We start from the raw sequence: 17,685 nt of genomic DNA, 5'->3' as shown, positions 1-17,685 counted from the left end.
GCCGCCAATATTATCCTCAAATGGCTAGAAAAATATTAACGGAGCATATCAACGTCCCTGGAATCGAAACCTTCGACGTCTACCGGAAACAGGGGGGCTACACTGCCGTTGAAAAGGCATTGAAAACCATGACACCCGAAGAAGTGGTGGAAGAGGCTAAAAAATCGGGTGTTCGCGGAAGAGGCGGCGCCGGGTTTCCGATGGGAATGAAATGGGGCTTTCTGGCGAAACCAGAAGGTGTACCCCGCTACCTCGTCTGCAATGCCGACGAATCGGAGCCGGGGACATTCAAAGACCATCATTTAATGAAATCGATCCCGCATTTGCTGATCGAGGGAATGATCATTTCCAGCTTCGCATTGGGCGCTAATAAATCTTTCATCTACGTGCGCGGCGAGTTGCTTTACGTGGTTCGCATTCTTGAACAAGCCATTGAAGAAGCCAAAGCGCAGGGATTTTTAGGTAAAAATATTCTGGGTACCGGGTATGATCTTGAACTGGTTGTTCAGCCAGGCGGTGGTGCTTATATCTGCGGTGAAGAAACTGCGCTTTTGGAATCACTTGAAGGCAAACGAGGTAACCCAAGAAACAAGCCTCCCTTCCCTGCTGTGAAAGGTTTGTACCAAAGCCCGACGGTTGTTAATAATGTTGAATCCATCGCAAATATGTCTTGGATCATCAACAATGGCGGCGAGGAATATGCAAAAATAGGAATTGGAAGAAGTACCGGTACGAAGCTCATTTCAGCTTCCGGTCACATTAATAAGCCGGGCGTTTATGAAATCGAGCTGGGTGTAAGTGTGGAAGAATTTTTGAATTCCGACGAATACTGCGGCGGCGTTAGAAAAGGTCATCATTTGAAAGCGCTGGTTGCCGGCGGTTCTTCGGTACCCATTTTGCCTGCGCACCTGATCATGAAAACGGCCAATGGCGAAGATCGGTTGATGAGCTACGAATCGCTTTCCGATGGTGGTTTTGCAACCGGTACTATGCTCGGCTCAGGTGGTTTTATTGTTTTTGATGAAACTGCCTGTATCGTAAGAAATACCTGGAATTTCTCCCGTTTTTATCACCACGAATCTTGCGGCCAATGCAGCCCTTGCCGTGAAGGTACCGGCTGGATGGAGAAAATCCTGCACCGGATTGAACACGGTCACGGCAGCATGCACGATGTGGATTTGCTGGTAGATATCTCGAAAAAAATTGAAGGAAATACCATTTGCCCGCTGGGTGACGCGGCAGCCTGGCCAGTTGCCAGCGCAATCCGCCACTTCCGCGACGAATTTGTCTGGCACATTACGCACCCGCAGGAAGCTACACGCCCCGGTGCAGTGTATCAGGGAGAAATGGCGCTGGTATAATGGGGGTAAACAAAATATTGGTTTGGCTTAAAGAAAACTGTTTAACGTTAGCGCTCATTTTTGGATTGATTAGCTCATTAGTACTCGTTGCCGTCAAAATCCAGGCTTCTCTTGGGTATCACCCTGACATTTCAGGCAGTGAAGGCAGCACTATTGCGCCAATCCAGCTTTTGACGGCCGACCGCGACATTTATCTCGATCCCGAATCAGCACCGTTTCGCCTCACACAATACACGCCGCTTTATTTTGTCATCGTCGCATTTTGCTGTAAGCTGGTCAACTGGTCAGCCGTAGATGTGCATTACATTTATCTTGCAAGCCGCTTTCTTTCCAATATTTTTTCTTTGCTGGCGGTCTCGGTTATAGGTCTGCTGGTTTTTAATATTACAAAAAAGAAAATTGCGGGTTTTCTCTCTGCCCTATTTTTATATCAGATTTTAAGTTCCTGGTTTTTAACCATATCCCGCCCGGATAGTCTGCTTGTTTTGCTGATATCTTTTTATCTCTGGGCCGCATATCTTGCATTAAAAGACCGCGCAAATGATAACTGGTGGTTTCTCGTCATTTTCATTTCTGTTTCTGCCTTTTTTGTAAAACAAAGCGGCGCGATTTTGTCCATCACTCCCGGGCTTTTCTGGATTTTAAACAGACAGTGGAAAACATTGGCCAAGCTGACATTATTCGGCTTTGCTGTTTTTGGACTGTACCTCCTGATTTTACCAGTTAATAATGTTGCACTCTTCTTTACCAACATTATCGGTGGCGTAGCTAACTCTGCGAGCTGGAACTGGTTCTACGACTGGACGTTACAACATTGGCTGCTTCAATTTGCACCGCTGCTTGTGGCAAATGCATTGGTTAGCGCCTATATCATTTATCGAAAATCATCTCCATTTTATCTATTCCTGACGTTAGCCAGTTTCATGTTCCTCGTCTTCTCGACGATGGCAGCATTCAAAATTGGCGCGGGAGTGGGCTATTACCAGGATTATCTGATGGTTTCGGTTTTGCAGATCACATTATTCATTTGCGAAACTTATAATAAGCCTCTTTTCAATAATGTTTTTCTGAAAGCCGGTTTGTCCCTTTACCTGCTGGTCGCATTCTTTTACTGCCCGCTTTTCGTGCACATGAAGTACAAGGCAGGTAACTATATGAATTTTGAAGGCATTTATATTGAAGAGCGTGATGTTGCCAACTATCTTTATTCAGAGAAAAAATTGCAGGATGGCGACTGGGTATATGTTTGTCCAGGGGAGAATTTCAGAGGTTATTTTTTAAATCAGTTTTTAGTAAAAAATATATTGATACCTTTTCCCGACCTGGTTTTCCTGGCTGATAAAAATGGGACATTTCGGTACGATAAATTCAAAAGCATGGCCGTTAACAAGCAGATCAAATATGTGATAGCGAATAAAGGCACGAAGCCTGTCAACATTTTTGATTTTGATTTCGGGCAATCATTAAGATACAGTTCAACCATAGGCTCGTTTGACATTTACGAAGCTAATAATTGATATTATTTGGCATGGAAGAAGTAAAACCTCAATTAGTAAAAATCACATTCGACGGCATCGAAGTGGAAGTCGAGCCTGGTACGACGATCATGCAGGCGGCAAGAAAAATCGCCGAAGCTGATCCAAGCCAGTCGGGCCTGGTTCCTCCCGCAATGTGCTACTACAAGCCGCTGCCTACTTCGGGTGGAAAATGTCGGGCTTGTCTTGTAAAAGTGGCCCAGGGATCCGCGAAAGATCCGCGTCCGATGCCCAAGCTGGTGCCTTCGTGCATTACGCAGGTTCAGGAAGGTATGGTGGTTGAAAATACCACAAACCAGGGCGTACTGGATACCCGCAAGAGTATTGTCGAATTTCTGCTGATCAATCACCCGCTCGACTGTCCTATCTGCGACCAGGCAGGAGAATGTCACTTGCAGGATTTCGCATTTGAGCATGGATCTGTAAAAACACGCTACGAGGAAGACCGCCGGACTTTCGATAAAATCGACATCGGGCCTTTCATCCAGTTGCACATGACGCGCTGCATTCTTTGCTACCGCTGCGTGTACACAGCCGACCAGATCACCAACAAGCGTGTGCATGGTGTCATGAACCGCGGGGATGCGTCCGAAATCAGCACGTACATTGAAAAAGCGATTGATAATGATTTCTCCGGAAATGTGATCGACGTTTGCCCGGTAGGCGCTTTGACCGACAAAACATTCCGTTTCAAAAACAGGGTCTGGTTTACCAAACCGGAAGATGCACACCGTGACTGTGATAAATGCAGTGGAAAGGTGACGCTTTGGTACCGCGGCGAAGAAGTGATCCGCGTAACTGCCCGCAAAAATACCTGGGGCGAGGTTAATGATTTTATCTGCAACACCTGCCGTTTTGACAAGAAAAAAACCACTGACTGGGTCTTGGAAGGTCCTACCAAGGTAAAACGCAGCTCCGTTATTTCTGCAAACAAGTACCGTGCTGATCTGGTCAAAAAACCTGATTTCTCTCTGAAACTGGCCGCATCGCAATTCAAACCGATCGATGATCGCCGTGAATATGTGACCGACGAAGAAACGATCCGTCACCAGAGCATTGAAAACAACGATAAAGCAAACCACCGTTCTTTGCTGGCGAAAAACAATTGATCCTGCATTCAACGCATTATCTAATAGATTTTAAAAAATGGATTTAACCGAATTTCTGATCAAGACCGCAACGATATTCGTTGTTTTTGTCCTGACACTGGTCATCGCGATGTACTCTACCTGGGCTGAGCGCAAGGTGGCAGGTTTTATCCAGGACCGGCAGGGCCCGAACCGTGCAGGCTGGGGCGGTTTGCTGCAACCACTTGCTGATGCGGGTAAGATGTTTTTTAAAGAAGATTTTATTCCTGCTTTGGCCAATAAATGGCTTTTTATCGCCGGGCCGAGTTTGGCGATGTTAACAGCATTGCTGGCCAGCGCGGTAATACCTTTCGGCAGTACTTTCCGTTTTGACGGTCACGAAGTGGTTTTGCAAGGTGTCGAGTCCAACATTGGTATCCTGTACGTTTTTGGCGTCGTGGCGCTGGGTGTTTATGGGATCATGGTCGGTGGCTGGGCTTCCAACAACAAATTCTCTCTGCTCGGCGCTATCCGCGCGGCTTCACAGAACATTAGTTATGAAGTTGCGATGGGGCTATCATTAATCGCGATTCTGATGATGAGCAGCTCGCTTTCACTGGGTGAAATCGTCTCACAGCAGCATGGCGGCAACTGGAATATTTTTTATCAGCCGCTGGGCTTTATCATTTTCATCACCTGCTCATTTGCTGAATGTAACAGGGTACCTTTCGACCTTCCTGAATGTGAAACGGAGCTCGTAGGTGGCTATCATACAGAATACGGAAGTATGAAACTTGGTTTTTACCTTTTCGCGGAGTATATCAACATGTTTGTATCCTCGGCGATCATTTCAGTTTTGTATTTTGGCGGATATAACTACCCGGGTATGGATTGGGTTTACGCCCAGCTTATAAAAGCGATGGGACCTGAAACCGGCCATAACATTGCTACATTGATCGGTACTGCGGTATTTTTTGGCAAAGCTTTGTTCTTCATCTTCTTTTATATGTGGGTTCGCTGGACAATCCCACGTTTCCGCTACGATCAGTTGATGAACCTTGGCTGGAAAAAGTTAATCCCTCTGGCTATTTTTAACATTATTATTACTGGCGCGGCGGTGCTTTTCCTGAAACCTGCCATCACTGCCTGGTTAAACTAATTTCGGCTATGCAATTGACCAATCGCTCTAAGCAAGTCAGCAATAAAGAAATGACGTTGATGGAACGTGCATACATACCTGCCATTGCGACGGGTCTGGCGATTACCATCAAACACTTTTTCGCAAAAAAAGTGACCATTGAATATCCTGAGGTGAAACGCTATCTCGGGCCTGTCTTCCGTGGCCGCCACATTCTGAAAAGGGATGAAGATGGTCGGGAGCGCTGCACGGCTTGCGGCTTATGCGCTGTGGCCTGCCCGGCGGAAGCTATTCAAATGGTAGCGGCAGAAAGAGAAAAAGGGGAAGAGAATTTATATCGCGAGGAGAAATATGCGGCGGTTTACGAGGTGAACATGCTGAGATGTATCTTCTGCGGATTGTGCGAAGAAGCCTGCCCGAAACAAGCGGTATACCTCCGTCACGACGAATTTATCCCTGTATTCACAGAACGCGATCAGGTGATCTGGGGTAAAGATCTTTTGGTAGAAGACATGAATAACAGGTATACCCGGGAAGCCTGGACCAAAGAAGAGGCCCGCGCACTGGACGCAAAAAGAGCCAGCGGCGAAGCTACCAATGTTGTCCCAAGAGCAATTCCCTGATCACCAAGACTTTCAGTAGTTATAACAACCATGAATTCAGCTGTATCTTTTTTTTATTTCCTCTCGTTTCTGACCATCCTTAGTGCGGTCATGGTGGTTGTTTCGCGCAACCCTATTCATAGCGTACTGTATCTGATCCTGACGTTTTTTACACTTTCGGGACATTATATTTTATTGAATGCACAGTTCCTGGCCGCTGTCAATATTATCGTTTACGCGGGTGCTATTATGGTGCTTTTCCTCTTCGTGATCATGTTTTTAAATATGAAACAAGACCATGAAGAATCGAAAACCAATCTTACCAAAGTAGCTGCTACGATAGTTGGCGGGACTGTATTTGTGATCCTTTTCGGCGCGTACCGTAAAACGATTATTCCTTCATACGATCCGCAAACATTTGACTCACAGGTGGGTATGATTGAAAACCTGGGACATTTACTTTTCAGGGATTACCTGTTGCCTTTTGAGCTTGCATCCATTTTGCTGCTTGTAGCGATGGTTGGCGCAGTCATGTTGGGTAAAAGAGAAATCGGAGAAAGACACTTTTAAGCTTCAAAACATTCCAGTAAAAAGGGAGGTACTTTTCAGTATCTCCCTTTTTTGTGTTGTATCAAATCTCTGTTTACTCGCTGTCAACTTCGGTGTAAGCTTCTACCGGGATACAAGAACAGATCAGGTTTCTGTCTCCGTAGGCGCTATCGACCCGACTTACGCTTGGCCAGAATTTATTAAAGCGCAGGTATGGAAGTGGGAATGCTGCTTTTTCGCGGCTGTAAGATCTGTTCCAGCCTTCGTTGAGCAATACGCGGGAAGTATGCGGCGCGTTTTTCAAAACATTATCCGCACGATCCGCAACACCTTCTTCTATCTCCTTAATTTCCTTCCGGATAGAAATCATCGCATCGCAGAACCTGTCCAGCTCAGCTTTCGACTCCGATTCGGTAGGCTCGATCATCAATGTACCTGCCACCGGGAATGACAATGTTGGTGCGTGGAAACCGTAGTCCATCAAGCGCTTCGCCAGATCCTCAGCCTCTACCCCTACTGATTTAAACGAGCGGCAATCCAGGATCATTTCATGTGCGCAACGACCATTGGTACCTGTATAAAGTACGTCGTAATGTCCGCTCAGACGCTCCTTAATATAATTAGCATTCAGGATCGCGTATTTGGTTGCATTCGTCAGTCCCTCACCGCCCATCATCGCAATGTATGCGTATGAGATTGTCAGGATACTCGCACTGCCGTAAGGTGCCGCGGATACCGCACCCGCCTCGCCTGCCGGCAAATGATCAGGCTGTACGCTGAAATTGACGTGACCAGGAAGGAAAGGCATCAAATGTTCCGCTACTCCGATTGGTCCGACACCAGGTCCGCCGCCGCCATGAGGGATACAGAATGTTTTATGTAGATTCAAATGGCAAACATCTGCACCGATGCTCGCGGGGCTGGTCAGACCAACCTGCGCATTCATATTTGCACCGTCCATATACACCTGGCCGCCGTGTGCGTGAATCATTTCACAAATTTCAATGATACTTTCCTCATACACCCCGTGGGTGGAAGGATAAGTGACCATCAGGCAGGAAAGATCGTCGCGGTATTGCTCTGCTTTTGCTTTCAGGTCTTCTACATCAATGTTACCTCTTTCGTCACATTTGGTAACTACTACCTTCATGCCCGCCATCACTGCGGATGCTGGGTTTGTACCATGTGCCGACGAAGGAATCAAAGCAACATTACGATGCGCCTCGTCCCTGCTTTCATGGTAAGCGCGGATCGCCATCAAACCGGCATATTCGCCCTGAGCGCCGGAATTTGGCTGGAATGACATCGCAGCAAAACCGGTAATTTCACAAAGCCAGGTATTCAATTCACTCACAAGCTGGGCGTAACCTCCTACCTGATTGGTCGGTGCAAAAGGGTGAATGCTGCCAAATTCCGGCCAGGTTAGCGGGATCATTTCAGCAGTTGCATTCAATTTCATCGTGCAGCTGCCCAAAGAAATCATCGAGTGTACCAGCGACAAATCTTTGTTTTCCAAAGATTTCAAATAACGCAGCATTTCGTGCTCGGTATGATGCGTATTGAAAACCGGGTGGGTCAGGTATGCACTTTTTCTTTCCAGGTTTTCAGGAAAAGCAAATTCATATTCTTCCTCGATCACCATTTCCCCCTGGAAGCCCGACGTTTCTGCAAAAACATTCAACAATGAAATGACATCATCGAAAGTTTTACCCTCGTCAAATGCTACCGTGACGCTATCGTCTTTATTATATTTCAGGTTAATACCCCATTTCAAAGCCTGCTCCCTGATTTTTCTGGTGAGCGGCGTTTTGATGGTTACTGTATCGAAAAAGTTTTCGGTAACAACGTCATAGTTGAATTTCCTGATCGTATCAACAAAAAGGCAAGCCAGCCCGTGGACGCGCGAAGCAATAGATTTAATTCCCTCCGGCCCATGATAAACCGAATAAGCTCCGGCAATCACAGCCAGCAAAACCTGCGCGGTACAAATGTTGGAAGTCGCTTTTTCACGACGGATATGCTGCTCGCGGGTTTGCAAGGCCATTCTCAAAGCCCGGTTACCCTCTCCATCCACCGATACGCCGATAATACGTCCGGGCAAACTGCGCTTATAAGAATCTTTTGTAGCAAAATAAGCCGCATGCGGGCCACCATACCCCATGGGAACACCAAAACGCTGGGAAGAACCGACCACAACATCAGCCCCCATTTCGCCCGGCGATTTCAACAATGCTAATGCCAGCAAATCGGCAGCCACAGCGACAGTAACATTCAAATCATGTGCAGCCGCAATGAAATCGGTATAATCGATCACTTCACCATTTGTAGCCGGATATTGAACCAGCACACCGTAGAGGTTTTCGCTGGTCAGGTCAAAAGTGGCGTGGTTACCCACAATCACCTCAATGCCGATAGGCTTTGCGCGGGTACGGATAAGGTCGATGGTTTGCGGGTGACAAAGTTCAGAAACGAAAAACGTTTGAGCCTTTTTCTTGGCCGACGGTCTCAAACTATGCAGCATCGTCATCGCCTCCGCTGCCGCAGTAGCTTCGTCCAGCAGAGAAGCATTCGCAATCTCCATCCCAGTCAGGTCAGTCACCACCGTCTGGAAATTCAGCAGCATTTCAAGCCTGCCCTGTGCAATCTCTGCCTGATAAGGTGTATATGCCGTGTACCAGGCCGGATTTTCGAGGATATTTCTCAGAATTACATTCGGCGTTATCGTGTCATAATAACCTGTACCAATGTATGATTTCAGCACCGCATTTTTTGAAGCAATTCTTTTAATGCCCTGCAAAAACTCTTGTTCCGATTTTGGTCTCGGTAAATTCAGCGCTCTTTCCAGGCGGATTGCAGCGGGCAATGTCTGGTCTATCAACTCATCCAGGGAAGCGGCCCCTATCGTGCTCAACATTTCCTGCAATTCCTGCTCATCCTTGCCGTGATGGCGGCTTTCAAATTTATCCTGATTTCGAAGATTAACTTTCATTCAACGTTTAGCTTGCAATGCCGTTAATGTGGTTGTTTTAAAATACAAAAGTAAGCAAAACCAACCAGATCTTTTGAAATGACCGTTCTTGCCTACTCTTGAATATGTACAAAAAATGAAGTCGGAATGTTCCTAGTGGTTTGGACAGCCACAATCGGTTTTTCGCTTGAATATGCCCAGGATCTTTTTAGACCGCGGTTTCTTGTAACCCTTGTATTTTTTCTTTTTACCAAACATTTCCATTTTCGTGGATGCCGGTTTTGCATTGACAGTTTCTATGCCCGAAAACCCGCAGGTTAGCGTGAGCAGCAGAAGCCAGGGAGCAATTTTTCTCATAATCAACATTGTTTTGGAAAAACAGGACACTTATTCAACGCAGCCGTACCACAATCCTGTATATTAATTCAACGGTCATACAATTTCGATAATTCTCAGGCCTTTACCAATTCCAGGATCGTGATTTCCGGTAAAATTCCAACCCGGCCAGGATATCCGAGATACCCGAATCCGCGGTTCACATATAAGAATTGTTCATTTTCTTCATACAAACCCGCCCACTCCTTGTAGCGGTACTGCACCGGGCTCCACTTCACCTTACCTATTTCCACGCCAAACTGCATTCCATGGGTATGACCCGCCAGCGCGAGATCAATGTCCTTATATTTGGGTAAAACCTGCGCCTGCCAGTGGCTGGGATCATGGGAAAGTAAAATTTTCACCGGATACTCATCCGTATTCTGGTAAGCCTTTTCGAGGTTTCCGTATTTGGCAAAATTACCCGCGCCCCAGTTCTGGATACCAATTAATCCAATCGATTCGCCGTCAACCGTAATCGGCCGGTTTTCGTCCAGCATCAAATTCCAGCCCAGCATGTGATGCGCCGTCCTCAGATCCGAAAGGTTCCTGGTTTTGGCATCCACACTTGGCCACTGAAAATAGTCACCGTAATCATGGTTTCCCAAAACAGAATGCACGCCCAGCGGCGCCCGCACCTTATCGAAAATATTCATGTAATCCTTCACCTCAATCGCGCGGTCATTGACCAGGTCACCGGTAAAAAATGCAATATCCGGTTTCTCTCTCAGCAACATTTCCACGCCGCCTTTCACCGCTGTTTTATTAAAAAAACTACCTGAGTGAATGTCTGAAAGCTGCGCGATTTTCATTCCGTGAAATTGTCTTGGCAGATTTTTCAAAGGTACTCTCACCCGCCTGATCCTATAATCGTGCGCGCCGGAAATGATGCCATAAGCAAATGTGCCCATCAAAGCTGCACCCGCCGTCACTGCGGTAGTAGCCAGAAATTGAGAGCGTGGAATGGTCGGTTCACCAGTTTCAGGAGAAATAACTGCGGCCGAAGGAAAAACGAGGCTTACCAACCATTGAAAAAAGCGGCGTACGTCATCTATCAGAAGAATAAATACTGCCAAAACTTTTGAGAGATAAGGGATTGCGATGAAAGCAAAGAGGAATGTTCTCGTAGTACTTTTGAAATAATCGGGCGGCAAAAGCTGCATGGCAATGTAAGAAAGCAGGGTCAGAAAAGTAAAACCCCAGTAAGCGCCCCCGATCCAGCGCTGCGTGACCGGGGCTAGATTCCTGGTTGCGAAACGGAGGCCCTGCCATACGTACCAGTCAATCGCAATCAGTACGAATGTTAATAACAATAAAACTATGTTTCTGGACATTGTGAAAAATCAAATTGAAGTATTTCCGATAAACATCGGTCATTATCTTCTCGTTCGGTCTCGCAAACGGAATATTTGATAATTCGACGGCGGCCAGAAATGTGAAGGCCAGTGGCAAATTTTCAGAGCCGAACGGTTTTCGGTAATTTTGGAGCTCATTAATGATCCCGCAATGTCAAAGTTTGATTTTAAAAGATTCCACATTCGCTCCATGAACGCAGCCTCGGCCGAAGAGCGGGCGCAGATCAATCAGGAGTTGAAAGATTTATACGCTTCTTTGCCTGAGGATGAAAAAGTGATTTTCAATGAAGAGCTGCAAAAATTCCTGACCACGGAAGTAGGAAGAATAAAATCAGATTATGAATCTGTGAGCGGGCTAAACGGTCCTAACTAAGATTTTGGACTACAAAATCGGTCTAATAATCTTAATTCAGACGCGGATCGATGGGGTAATGTGCGATGGAACGATATTCGCCGCCCATGTTACGAAGGATTTCCCGCCAGAAATTTCCCGGAGGTGTCGAAAACAAAAAGTCCGAAGTTGTATTGGAAACAATCCATGAATCCTGGCTCAGCTCATCGTCCAGCTGCCCGCCGCCCCAGCCTGAATATCCGATAAAAAACCGGACATCATCCTGGGTTAATGTGTTCAAGTTGAGCAATGTTTTCACTGCGGTAAAATCGCCACCCCAGAAAACATCTTTCATAATTTCAACCCCGCCGGAAACCAGGTCCGGGCGACGGTGAATGAAGTGCAGGGTATTTTTTTCAACCGGGCCTCCCAGGTGCAATGTAATGTCCTGGTAGATCGTGTCGTCGAGCACATCTCCCAAAAACAATTCCGTGGTTTGATTGAGCACAAACCCGAAACTTCCCTGCTCATTATGCTCACACATCAGGATCACACCCCGCTCAAAATTCGGGTCTCCTAGATATGGTTTAGCGATCAACAGGCTTCCTTTTGAGACTTTCATGGCCGACGACATAACCCCACGGTTAAAGTTTGTAGTCCCCAATATATTTATTTTTTGGTAACAATTAAACTTCATTTGGCAAATCAGGAGCCACTTTTAACTATTTTTCCGGTCAAAGCGCGTAACAAAGTAACCACCAGTCAATAACATAGAATTCAAAATATGGCACTTATAAAATCCGTCCGTGGAAAACACCCGGTTTACGACGAAAGCTGCTGGTTTGCCGAGAACGCAACCATAGTTGGCGATGTGGAAATGGGCGAAAACTGCACCGTATGGTTCAATGCCGTCATCCGCGGTGATGTAAACAGCATCCGCATTGGCCACCACTCCAATGTGCAGGACGGCGCGGTGATACATTGCACCTACCAGCGTTTCGCGACGACCATCGGTAACTACGTTTCTATCGCCCACAATGCCATCGTCCACGGCTGCACCATCGAAGATCGCGTCCTCATCGGCATGGGCTCGATCGTCATGGACGGCGCAGTCGTCGGCGAAGGCGCCATCGTAGCCGCCGGGGCCATCGTCACCCAGGGAACCAAAATCCCCCCGGGAACCATCTACGCCGGAAATCCGGCTAAATATTTAAAAGATGTTTCACCGGAATTGAATGCGGTTATTGACAGGACTGCTAATAATTATATTGTTTATTCGGGATGGTTTAGGGAGGAGGAAAATGAAAGCAATGTTTAAACCCGAGCCTAACTCATCTCCTTCCGCGCATTCAAATACCCTTTCACAACCGTAAAAGTCGTAATCGCGAGGAAAAATAAAATAATGTACTGAACATAATCGACGATCCAGGGGAAGCGCTCGCCGAAGAGGTAGCCGCCGCCGGTGAGTGCGCCGATCCAGATGGCGCCGCCTGCCACGTTGTTGATTAGGAATGCGGGGAAAGTCATTTTGACCAGACCGGCCAGAATTGGGGCGAAAGTGCGGACTACCGGCAAAAACCGGCTGATAATCAATGTCCGGCTGCCGTAGCGTTCGAAATATTTGCGCGTCGTTTCAATGTGCTTTTTCTTGAAGAAAAATGAATCAGGCCGGTTTTCAAACATTCCCCCAAAATATCGCCCGAAAATGTAGCCCAGCAAAGAGCCCAGTACCGCGGCAGTGAACATGGAAATCAGAAGAATAGCGATTGGGACGTCCAGAATGCCTGTCCCGCAGAAAACACCAGCTAGAAAAACCAGGTAATCCCCGGGCAGGAAAAAGGCAAAAAAGAGTCCGTTTTCGGCGAAAACAATGAAAGTGATCACCAGTAAACCTCCTGTGCGGATGATTTCTTCGGAGTTAAGAATGTATTGAAAAAACTCGGCAATTGAATTCATAGGCAAGGCAAAAGGCTGATAAGCTCTTAAAATTAGGCATTTTCCGACAGTTCAAGCCATCTCATTTCCTTATCCTCCTGGCTTTGGGTAATCTCCTCAATTTGTTTTGACCATTTTGCCAGCTCATCATGCGAGCCGCCTTTGTTCAGGTTCGCTACCAATGTTTCCTTTGCTTTTTCCAGGTCGGCAAGCTCTTTTTCAAGCGTTTCCAGTTCCTTTTGCTCTTTGTAGCTGAGCTTACGCTTTGCTACTTGCGCCACAACCGGTTCTTTTACAGGAGTTACCGGCTCGGGCACTACCACTTTTGGTGCGGGCGCCTGCTGACCAGCCGATTTTTTCTCGGCTTCCTGCTCGTCCTGATAGTCACGCAGTTCTGTGTAATTACCCGGGAAGTCACTAATCTTACCTTCGCCTTCAAAGACAAATATGTGCTGTACCAGCCGGTCGAGGAAGTACCTGTCGTGGGAAACGATCAGCAGGCAGCCCGGAAAGTTGAAGAGAAATTCTTCGAGTACATTCAAGCTGGCAATGTCCAGGTCATTCGTCGGCTCATCGAGGATCAGGAAGTTCGGTTGCTTGATCAGGATTAAAAGTAATTGCAACCTTCTTTTTTCACCACCGCTCAATTTTGAAATAAAATCATATTGTTTGGAAGGAGAAAAAAGGAATGCTTGAAGTAAATGTCCGACAGTTACTGTCTCGCCCGTTCCCAGCTGAACTACCTCGGCCACATCTTTTACAATGTCAATAACCCGCTGATTTTCATTAAAAACCAAATCCGATTGACGGTAGTAGCCAAACTGTACGGTTTCGCCTTTTACAATTTCACCTTTATCAGGCATCAGTTCGCCGGTGATCATATTGAGCAATGTGGACTTGCCCATACCATTCTGGCCCACGATCCCTATCCGGTCGCCTTTTCGGAAGGTATATTCGAAATCCTTGATTAATGTGCGGTTATCAAAACCTTTGGTCACGTGGTTCAACTCAATGATCTTGCTGCCAAGTCTCGACGTACGGACATTAAGTTCCAGCTGCGTATCCGGCTTTTTCTGGCTGGCTTTTTCTTTGAGTTCTTCGAATGCATCGACGCGGTATTTTGCTTTCGTCCCGCGTGCTTTGGGCTGTCTGCGGATCCAGTCCAGCTCCTTCCGCATCAAATTTCTAGCTTTATCAATGCCCGCAGCCTCGATTTCCTCGCGTTCCGCCTTTTTTTCAAGGAAATAAGAATAGTTACCCTTATAACTGTAAGCCGATCCGTTTGCAAATTCCAGCATTTGATTACAAACCGTATCCAGGAAGTAGCGGTCATGGGTAACCACCAGCAATGTGGTGTTGGAAGTATTCAGGTAATTTTCGAGCCACTCCACGGTATCAAGGTCCAAATGGTTGGTTGGCTCATCCAGGATCAGTAAATCCGGATCTTCCAGCAGCACTTTTGCCATGGCCACCCTTTTGCGCTGGCCTCCTGACAATGTTCCGAAAAGTGCGTCGGTATGATGGATTCCAAGTCTGCCTAAAATTTCCTTTGTCCGGTATTCAAAATCCCACGCATTGTACTTGTCCATATCCTCCATTACCTCGGCCAGCTCGTCGTGGTTATCGGTTTCGATGGCGTGCTCGTACTTTTTGACAACTTGTGCTACCGGGTTATTGGAAGAAAAGATCACTTCAAGCACCGGGAGGGTTTCATCGAAAGCCGGACTTTGGTCCAAATAACCCACCCGAATGTCTTTCCGAATGCTGACTTCGCCCTGATCCGCCGGGATTTTACCTGTGAGAATGTTCAAAAAAGTGGTTTTGCCGGTTCCGTTTGTCCCGATCAGCGCTACTTTATCTCCCCTGCTGATCCCAAAATTGATGTTCTTAAAAAGCCACTGATCGCCGAATGACTTGGCTATATTTTCTGCTGAAAGATAATTCATGAGTAAATGTAAAATTCGAAGTCTGCAAAGTTAGGACAGATATCAAACAAGAAAGAAAAAATTCGTTTTAGTAGGGTAAATAGGCTAATATTGCCACTTATATTCAGTTAGATGGTTCCATTGAACACGTTTTTTACCATGTCCAAAAAATTTCTTTTCCTAATCTCAACAGTTCTCCTAACGTTCAATTCCTTCGCACAAGACAGTAATTTTAAAAGCTACACGCAGAAAATCGGAGGCAGTCCTCAGGTGTATGATATGGTCGCAATTCCCGGCGGCGAGTTTACGATGGGAAGCCCCGCAAGTGAAAAAGGCCGCAGAGCCGATGAAGGTCCCCAGCACAAAGTAAAGATCGAGCCTTTCTGGATGGGCAAATATGAGGTGATCTGGGATATTTATGATTTATATTCTTTTAAAAATATGGAAAAGGAAATGGCTGCAAGGCATCCTGATCCTGATAAATCCGTTCAGAAAACCGACGCAAGTACACGCCCCAGCCCTCCTTATGTAGATATGTCTTTTGGCATGGGCCGCGCGGGTTATCCGGCAATCAATATGACGCAATATGCTGCGATCCACTTTTGCAAGTGGCTTTACGAAAAAACCGGCATTTTCTACCGCCTGCCAACAGAAGCTGAGTGGGAATATGCCTGCCGCGCGGGTTCTAAAACCGCTTATTCATTTGGTGACGAATCTAAAATTGATGAATACGCCTGGTATCGCAAAAACAGTGACGCAGCCTATAAGAAAATTGGTCAAAAGAAACCGAATGCGTTTGGACTTTATGATATGCATGGCAATGTGATGGAGTGGACATTGGATCAATACATTCCCGACTATTATGCCAAACAACCTGCCGGCGAGAAATATGCGCCGGTGACCGAGCTTTACCCGACTGCTGTAAGAGGTGGTTCCTGGGATGACGAGCCTGCTGATTTAAGAAGTGCAGCTCGTACCGCTTCCAAGCCTGAGTGGAAAATCCTCGACCCGCAATTGCCGAAAAGCGAATGGTGGATGACCAGCGCATCATTTGTTGGTTTCCGCGTGGTACGCCCGCTGAAAACGCCTTCTGCTGAGGAGATCAATGCGTATTACAGCCCGAAATTGATTGAAGACTATTGATATATAAACTCTTAATAAAAAAGTAATGGAACAAAACAGACGCAATTTTCTGAAAGCATCCGGCTTGATCGCAGGAGGTGCTATGCTGAATCCGCTGGGCGGGTACGGCTTTCACAGTTCTGTCAATGAGACGATCAAAGTAGCGCTGATCGGTTGCGGAGGAAGAGGTACAGGTGCTGCTGCGCAAGCATTGAGCACTTCACAAAATGTACAAATCGTTGCGATGGCCGATGCATTCAAGGATCGCCTGGAAGAATCATACAAGAATTTGACTACCAAAAAATATAAGGATGCTTCTGGTACTACGGTTGATACAAAAACCAAAGTAGATGTTCCTGAGGACCGTAAATTTGTTGGTTTTGATGCATTCAAAAAAGCCATCGCTTTGAAGGATGTGGATGTCGTGATCTTGGCTACACCTCCGGGATTCCGTCCATGGCATTTCGAAGAGGCTGTAAAAAACAATAAGCACATTTTCATGGAAAAACCGGTGGCTACCGATGCGCCCGGAATCCGTAAAGTGCTTGAACTGGCTGAGGAAGCTAAGAAAAAGAAATTGAATGTGGTGGTTGGTCTGCAACGCCACTATCAGGCAAACTACCGCGAGGCGATCAAACGCATTCACGACGGCGCGCTGGGCGATATCGTTGGCGGGCAAGTTTACTGGGTCGGCAGCAGCCCCTGGATGAAGGAACGTCAGCCAAACCAGACGGAAATGGAATACCAAATGAGAAACTGGTATTACTTCAACTGGCTTTGCGGTGACCACATCAACGAGCAGCACGTTCACAACATTGACGTAGCAAACTGGGTGAAAAAGGGTTATCCTGTATCAATTCAGGGAACTGGCGGTCGCCAGGTTCGTACCGGTAAAGCTTATGGTGAAATTTTCGATCACCATACATTGGACCTGGTTTATGCGGATGGAACAACGATTTCAAGCCAGTGCCGTCAGTTTGAAGGTACCTGGAACCGGGTAGACGAAGCTTTCGTAGGAACAAAAGGTCGTATCGACAGTTTTGATGGCAAGAAGACAATTTTGAAAGACTACAAAGGCGGCGTCATGTATCAGCACGACGATAAAGGTGACAAAAACCCCTATCAGGTTGAGCACGACGAATTGTTTGCAGCGATCGCAAAAGGTGAATACAAATTTGCTGATGCTGAAAACGGCGCAAAAAGCACCATGACTGCCATCATGGGCCGCATGGCAACTTATTCTGGTAAGATGATCAAGTGGGACGAGGCTTTGAACTCCGACATTAATCTTTTCCCTGATAAACTAGCCTGGGACGCTTCTCCGAAAATTCTTCCTGGTGCGGATGGTCTGTACCCGGTTGCAATTCCTGGTAAGACGCAGGTTATCTAATTATCAGATAGATATCAACAAAAAATGGCTCC

16 protein-coding genes and 2 pseudogenes are annotated in these 17,685 nt (G+C 46.6%); 10 read left to right on the top strand and 8 right to left on the bottom strand.

Annotated elements, in window-relative coordinates:
* Positions 1–20: 20 nt before the first annotated feature.
* The 6 genes from nuoF (at position 21) to FEN17_RS11850 (ending at position 6,273) form a co-directional block, all read left to right on the top strand.
* On the top strand, positions 21–1,361 hold the full coding sequence (gene nuoF, locus FEN17_RS11875; protein ID WP_138365579.1) for an NADH-quinone oxidoreductase subunit NuoF: 1,341 nt from the start codon (positions 21–23) through the stop codon (positions 1,359–1,361).
* Positions 1,362–1,426: 65 nt separating this feature from the next.
* Complete coding sequence (locus FEN17_RS11870; RefSeq protein ID WP_171037908.1) at positions 1,427–2,878, top strand: ArnT family glycosyltransferase; 1,452 nt, start codon at positions 1,427–1,429, stop codon at positions 2,876–2,878.
* 11 nt (positions 2,879–2,889) lie between these two features.
* Positions 2,890–4,005: an NADH-quinone oxidoreductase subunit G gene (locus FEN17_RS11865; RefSeq protein ID WP_138365577.1), complete on the top strand. Its 1,116-nt coding sequence runs from the start codon at positions 2,890–2,892 to the stop codon at positions 4,003–4,005.
* Positions 4,006–4,042: 37 nt separating this feature from the next.
* On the top strand, positions 4,043–5,122 hold the full coding sequence (gene nuoH / locus FEN17_RS11860; RefSeq protein WP_138365576.1) for an NADH-quinone oxidoreductase subunit NuoH: 1,080 nt from the start codon (positions 4,043–4,045) through the stop codon (positions 5,120–5,122).
* An 8-nt stretch (positions 5,123–5,130) separates the two neighbouring features.
* Positions 5,131–5,724 (top strand): NuoI/complex I 23 kDa subunit family protein, encoded by a 594-nt coding sequence (locus tag FEN17_RS11855; RefSeq protein ID WP_138365575.1) that lies wholly within the window; start codon positions 5,131–5,133, stop codon positions 5,722–5,724.
* A 30-nt stretch (positions 5,725–5,754) separates the two neighbouring features.
* Positions 5,755–6,273 carry an NADH-quinone oxidoreductase subunit J family protein gene (locus FEN17_RS11850; protein ID WP_138365574.1) on the top strand — a complete coding sequence of 173 codons (519 nt, stop codon included), beginning with the start codon at positions 5,755–5,757 and terminating at the stop codon, positions 6,271–6,273.
* 73 nt (positions 6,274–6,346) lie between these two features.
* On the opposite strand, the gene gcvP is transcribed toward FEN17_RS11850, so the two are convergent.
* The 3 genes from gcvP to FEN17_RS11835 form a co-directional block, all read right to left on the bottom strand.
* Positions 6,347–9,241: an aminomethyl-transferring glycine dehydrogenase gene (gene gcvP / locus FEN17_RS11845; protein ID WP_138365573.1), complete on the bottom strand. Its 2,895-nt coding sequence runs from the start codon at positions 9,239–9,241 to the stop codon at positions 6,347–6,349.
* Between the two features lie 132 nt (positions 9,242–9,373).
* On the bottom strand, positions 9,374–9,577 hold the full coding sequence (locus FEN17_RS11840) for a hypothetical protein (RefSeq protein ID WP_229208789.1): 204 nt from the start codon (positions 9,575–9,577) through the stop codon (positions 9,374–9,376).
* A 95-nt stretch (positions 9,578–9,672) separates the two neighbouring features.
* Positions 9,673–10,929, bottom strand: coding sequence for a metallophosphoesterase (locus FEN17_RS11835; protein ID WP_138365571.1), 1,257 nt, complete (start codon positions 10,927–10,929; stop codon positions 9,673–9,675).
* Between the two features lie 172 nt (positions 10,930–11,101).
* Between FEN17_RS11835 and FEN17_RS11830 the strand changes: the two genes are divergently transcribed.
* On the top strand, positions 11,102–11,323 hold the full coding sequence (locus tag FEN17_RS11830; protein ID WP_171037907.1) for a hypothetical protein: 222 nt from the start codon (positions 11,102–11,104) through the stop codon (positions 11,321–11,323).
* A 31-nt stretch (positions 11,324–11,354) separates the two neighbouring features.
* On the opposite strand, the gene FEN17_RS11825 is transcribed toward FEN17_RS11830, so the two are convergent.
* On the bottom strand, positions 11,355–11,915 hold the full coding sequence (locus FEN17_RS11825; RefSeq protein ID WP_138365569.1) for a YqgE/AlgH family protein: 561 nt from the start codon (positions 11,913–11,915) through the stop codon (positions 11,355–11,357).
* 150 nt (positions 11,916–12,065) lie between these two features.
* Between FEN17_RS11825 and FEN17_RS11820 the strand changes: the two genes are divergently transcribed.
* Entirely contained in the window at positions 12,066–12,599 is a 534-nt protein-coding gene (locus FEN17_RS11820; RefSeq protein ID WP_138365568.1) for a gamma carbonic anhydrase family protein, read from the top strand.
* Between the two features lie 8 nt (positions 12,600–12,607).
* On the opposite strand, the gene FEN17_RS11815 is transcribed toward FEN17_RS11820, so the two are convergent.
* The 4 genes and pseudogenes from FEN17_RS11815 to FEN17_RS28035 all read right to left on the bottom strand — a co-directional run.
* Positions 12,608–13,237, bottom strand: coding sequence for a DedA family protein (locus FEN17_RS11815; RefSeq protein WP_138365567.1), 630 nt, complete (start codon positions 13,235–13,237; stop codon positions 12,608–12,610).
* Between the two features lie 32 nt (positions 13,238–13,269).
* Positions 13,270–13,497 carry an ABC transporter C-terminal domain-containing protein gene (locus FEN17_RS28045; protein ID WP_445438706.1) on the bottom strand — a complete coding sequence of 76 codons (228 nt, stop codon included), beginning with the start codon at positions 13,495–13,497 and terminating at the stop codon, positions 13,270–13,272.
* A 291-nt stretch (positions 13,498–13,788) separates the two neighbouring features.
* Positions 13,789–14,271, bottom strand: a pseudogene (locus FEN17_RS28040) (ATP-binding cassette domain-containing protein); the annotation flags it as partial.
* A gap of 24 nt (positions 14,272–14,295) precedes the next feature.
* Positions 14,296–15,162, bottom strand: a pseudogene (locus tag FEN17_RS28035) (ABC-F family ATP-binding cassette domain-containing protein); the annotation flags it as partial.
* 138 nt (positions 15,163–15,300) lie between these two features.
* Between FEN17_RS28035 and FEN17_RS11805 the strand changes: the two are divergent.
* On the top strand, positions 15,301–16,284 hold the full coding sequence (locus tag FEN17_RS11805) for a formylglycine-generating enzyme family protein (protein WP_229208788.1): 984 nt from the start codon (positions 15,301–15,303) through the stop codon (positions 16,282–16,284).
* 25 nt (positions 16,285–16,309) lie between these two features.
* A complete protein-coding gene (locus FEN17_RS11800) occupies positions 16,310–17,653 on the top strand; it encodes a Gfo/Idh/MocA family protein (RefSeq protein ID WP_138365564.1) in 1,344 nt (447 codons plus the stop codon).
* The last annotated feature ends 32 nt before the right edge of the window (positions 17,654–17,685 follow it).

The sequence above is a fragment of the Dyadobacter luticola genome (assembly GCF_005860805.1).
In the GTDB taxonomy this organism is placed as follows: Bacteria; Bacteroidota; Bacteroidia; order Cytophagales; family Spirosomataceae; genus Dyadobacter; species Dyadobacter luticola.
This window is presented reverse-complemented; position numbering and strand designations above follow the sequence as displayed.